This window comes from Mesorhizobium sp. M2A.F.Ca.ET.067.02.1.1, assembly GCF_004023285.1.
Classification (GTDB): domain Bacteria; phylum Pseudomonadota; class Alphaproteobacteria; order Rhizobiales; family Rhizobiaceae; genus Mesorhizobium.
In genome coordinates this window covers 1-4,265 of sequence record NZ_RZSB01000524.1, presented here as the reverse complement: position 1 = coordinate 4,265, position 4,265 = coordinate 1, and the positions used below count along the sequence as shown (strand labels likewise).

General features: G+C 64.0%; 4 protein-coding genes. 1 reads left to right on the top strand and 3 read right to left on the bottom strand.

Features of this window, described 5'->3' with window-relative positions:
- Positions 1–84 precede the first annotated feature (84 nt).
- From EOA28_RS26680 to EOA28_RS26670, 3 genes are all read right to left on the bottom strand, one after another.
- Positions 85–915, bottom strand: coding sequence for an ATP-binding cassette domain-containing protein (locus EOA28_RS26680; protein WP_126078585.1), 831 nt, complete (start codon positions 913–915; stop codon positions 85–87).
- Between the two features lie 67 nt (positions 916–982).
- Positions 983–2,065, bottom strand: coding sequence for a sugar ABC transporter substrate-binding protein (locus EOA28_RS26675; protein ID WP_127253092.1), 1,083 nt, complete (start codon positions 2,063–2,065; stop codon positions 983–985).
- Between the two features lie 286 nt (positions 2,066–2,351).
- Entirely contained in the window at positions 2,352–3,236 is an 885-nt protein-coding gene (locus EOA28_RS26670; RefSeq protein WP_042641694.1) for an AraC family transcriptional regulator, read from the bottom strand.
- Positions 3,237–3,496: 260 nt separating this feature from the next.
- On the opposite strand from EOA28_RS26670, the gene EOA28_RS26665 reads away from it, so the two are divergent.
- Positions 3,497–4,265: GH25 family lysozyme (locus EOA28_RS26665; RefSeq protein WP_281060924.1), on the top strand; the 769-nt coding region annotated here is incomplete at its 3' end.

Here is a 4,265-nt window from a genome sequence, read left to right as displayed (position 1 = left end):
GGCCCGCCCCGCCAATGCCGGCCTCATGCTTGACGCGCGCATCGGCGCGGTCGAGCGCCAGGGGAGCCGAATTGCCTTGCTCCGTCATGGGCGCTGCTCCCCCGCCTGTGCGCTGTGATCGCGTTCCATACGCAGGCGCTCGGCGCGCCGCGACACCGCGTTGTTGGACGCGCCGGTGATGGCGCTGACCAGATCCTGGTTCGAGGCGTCGGGTTCGAAGACGCCGTTGTTGCGCCCGAGCCTCAGCACCACGATGCGGTCGGCGACGGCGCGGACATCCTCCATGTTGTGGCTGATCATGACGACGCCGAGACCGCGCGCGCGGACGCGGTCGATGAGGTTGAGTACTTCCGCCGTCTGCGCGACGCCAAGGGCGGCGGTCGGCTCGTCGAGCAGGATGAGTTTCGGCTCGAGCAGCAGCGAGCGCGCTATGGCGACCGTCTGGCGCTGGCCGCCGGACAGTGAGGCGACCGCTTCACGCACGCTTGGAATGCGCGCCGACAATTCGTTGAGCAGCGTCCAGGCGCGCATCTCCATCGCCACCTCGTCCAGCCGAAGCGGGCTGAGCTCGTTGCCGAGGAAAATGTTGGCGACGACATCGAGGTTCTCGCAAAGCGCGAGGTCCTGGAACACCGTGGCGATGCCGAGCGTCAGCGCAGCGCGCGGGTCGGGCAGCGTGACCGGCCGACCCCGGAAATTGATCGTTCCCGAGCTCGGCTGATGCACGCCGGCCAGAATCTTGACCAGTGTCGACTTGCCGGCGCCGTTGTCGCCGACCAGGGCGACGACCTCGCCTGCATGGACGTCGAAGTCGATATCGGTCAGCGCCGAGACGGCGCCGAAATTCTTCGATATGCCGCGCAGGCTGAGCACCAGCTCGCCGACGGATGCCGACCCTTCAGGACTTTCGCTCATGCGCCGCCTTTCTTGACAGTCGTTGCCTGGACATCCGGCCGCCCATGGGCGGCCGGATGCCAATTGATCAGTTGGTGATGCCGAGCTTCTTGCAGCCTTCGGCATAGCGGTCGACGCAGAGCTCGGCCGCCGTGTTGATCTTCTTGTCGATGATCTCGGCCTTGAGGTTCTCCTGCGTCACCACCGCTGGCGTGAAGAGCTGCGAGGGCGTGTCGTAGAGCGTCATCTCGGCCTTCGGCGTCTCGCCCGACAGGAGCTTGACGGCGACGTTGGCCGCGGCGGCCGCGACAATCTCGCTCGGCTTGGAGATGGTGTTGTACTGATCACCGGCGATGATCAGTTGCAGAGCCGCGATCGTCGCGTCGTTGCCGGTCACCGGCGGAACCGGATCGACGCCGGCCGCCTTGAAGGCCGCGATCGCGCCGCCGCCGGTGCCGTCATTGGCGGCGACCACGCCGAGGATCTTGGCGCCGAAGCGCGTGACTTGGCCGCTCGCCCATTGCTGGGCCTTCGGCGGCGCCCATTCCGGCGTGTCGAACTCGGCCAGGATCGGGTAGCCGCTGTTGTCGAGGCCTTCGTGGATGCCCTTCTTGATGAGACCGGCGGCCGCGTCGGTCGGCGAGCCGTTGATCTGCAGCAGGCCGCCATTGGCCGGGTCGACCTTGAGCGCCTTGAGATGCTCGACCAGCGAATCCGCGATCGCCTTGCCGATGCCTTCATTGTTGAAGGACACGTAGAAATCGGCGGGCGCCGTCGGAATGGGCCGGTCATAGGCGATCACCTTGACGCCCTGGCTCTGCGCCAGCTTGACCAGCGAGGCGGCGGCGGTGGAATCGACCGGATCGAGCACGATCGCTTTGGCGCCTTGCGAGATTACCGAATTGAACTGCTGCTGCTGGCGAGCCGCATCCGCATCGGCGTTCTGGTAGATCACCTTGCATCCGGGGCACAGTTTCTTCATCTCGGCGACGAAGCCCGGATAGTCGTGCTGCTCGTAGCGGGTCGATGCCTGGTCGGGCATCAGGAAGGCCACCGTGGCGTCGGTGACGGTGTCGGCGAAGGCTGCCGTGCTGCCGAGCAGCGAGACGGCGAAAACGGCCGCGATGGTCGATTTCAAGGCAAACGGCGATTTCCAAGCATGTCTGGTCATTCGAATGTCTCCCTTTCGAGAAATGGTTTCACGGGCCTGCGCGGTGAACGGCGCGCCAGGCCTTGACTGCATGTCGAACTGTTGAAAGGAGTATGATCAGTCGGCTGAGGATCGATCCGATCCTGGTAAAGCCGCGCAAACATCCTCCTGAAGTGCTGGATTTCACAACAAACGATCTCCAGCACCGGGTGCGTTACACCCCGCGTTCTTCCTTCCCTGAATGTCTCTTTTGTGTTGACGCAATTCCTTTTGGAATTGCTTTGAGCTCCTCCCGGTTTCCTCCCTGTTAGGCGGCAATCTCCGCGTTGATGTTCTCAGCCAGCAAGGCCCGGAAGCGCGAAGGCGACATGCCTTTCTGCGCCAGGAACTGGCGGTTGAAATTTGAGATGTTGTTGTAGCCGGCGGCGTAGCAGATCTCGGTGATCGACATCTGCGCCTCGCTCATCAACAGCTGGCAGGCAAGGTTGATGCGCAGCCGGTTGACATATTGCACCAGCGCCATGCCGGTGTGGCGGCGGAAGCTGCGCGAGAAGGCGCTCGGGCTGCGCCCGGCGATCTCGGCCAGCGTCCCTTCGCTGAACGGCTCGGTCAGGTGGCAATTGATGTAGGCGAGCGCCTGGTTGATGCCTGCCGACATGAAGCCGGAGGGGTCGGGCAGATAGCCGGCGCTGGCCAGCGTGCGGACGTCGCCGGCGCGGTTCAAGATGTCGAGCACGGCCATGAACAGCGACAGGCGACGCACGCCCTGCGCCTCGGTCAACTCCGCCAGCAGAGGCGCCGCAAGCTCGGCCGTCGCCGGCGAGAACAGCGCGCCGCGGCGGCTGGTTTCAAGGATACCGGCGCAGGCGGCAAGTTCGGGCAAGGCGGCTGAAGCGCTGGCGATGAATTCTTCGGAGAACTGGACGACGCGGCCGCGCAGCGGCACGGTCTCGCCCGGCGGCACGTCGCTGACCCAATTGTGCGGCAGGTTCGGCCCGGTGAGCACCAGATTGCCTGGCTCGAACTCACCGATGAAGTCGCCGACGAAATAACGGCCAGTGGTGGCGACGACCAGATGAAGTTCGTATTCGGGATGGAAGTGCCAGCGCACGGTGCGGAAAGGATAGCCGTGGGCCCAGGCCTTGAACGACTCTCCCTGTCTGATCTGGACGACTTCCAGGTCCGGATTCATGTTCATTTCCTCCCCGCGCGGGTCCGGTCTTGTGACCGGTTGCTGCGCTTCGTCAGGCGGGCCCGTCTCTTCCCACTGGCCGCCGTGATTGAAAGCTTAGGCGGCAATTGAAGCCCCTGCCACCACGGCTTGTCCACCCAAGCGATACTTTTTTGACGTTTTGGAGCGGACCGAAGCAAGCCGATGTTGTGAAAGCAATTCCTTAACCATAGCGGTTCAGGATCGTCCCCTGGTCAGTGGGGACACCCTGATTGAAAAAGCTGGCGCGCCCTCTTCGCCGCCTGGCGTTTCTCGCTGCGGCGGTTGCGCTGGGTACGGCGGCACAGGCCTCGGATTTCTCCGAGCCGTGGAAGAATGCCGCCCGCCCGCTGGTGATCGACGCCTACGAATACAATTCGATCGACTGGCAGCAGCTCGTCACCGACAAGCGCGTCGCCGGCTTCATCAACAAGGCTTCCGACGGGCTGCCGCCGCCTTATTTCTGCTTCGGCGCCGAGGCGGACGTGAAACTCTGCAAGGCGCAGTGGAAGCGCTATGCGGTGACGCGTGAATTGTTCCAGACGCGCAAGATCGTGGCCAAGGCGCTCGGCCTGAAATGGGGCGCCTATCACCTGGCGCGGCCCGGCAACCCGGTCGAGCAGGCCAATAATTTCATCGATTTCGCGGAACCGGCGCCGGATGAGCTGATGGCTCTCGACATCGAAGGCATCGATCCGACGCAATGGATGTCGCTGGAAGACGCCGAGGAATTCGTGCGGCAGGTGCACCGCCGCGTCGGCCGTTTCCCGGTGCTCTATGTCAATGGCAAGACGGCGCAGTATATCGCCGACAATCGCTACCAGTACCGTCTGCTGTCGCGGCTGCCGCTCTGGTATGCGCGCTACAAGCCTGACATCGACGTGCATTTCCCGATGGGCAACTGGCAGGGCTATGCGCTGTGGCAATTCTCGGCGCAGGCGAATTGCGGCCGTTTCCGCTGCCCCTACCGGGTGCCCGGCACGTCGAGCAAACCGCCAAACGCCCATTGCC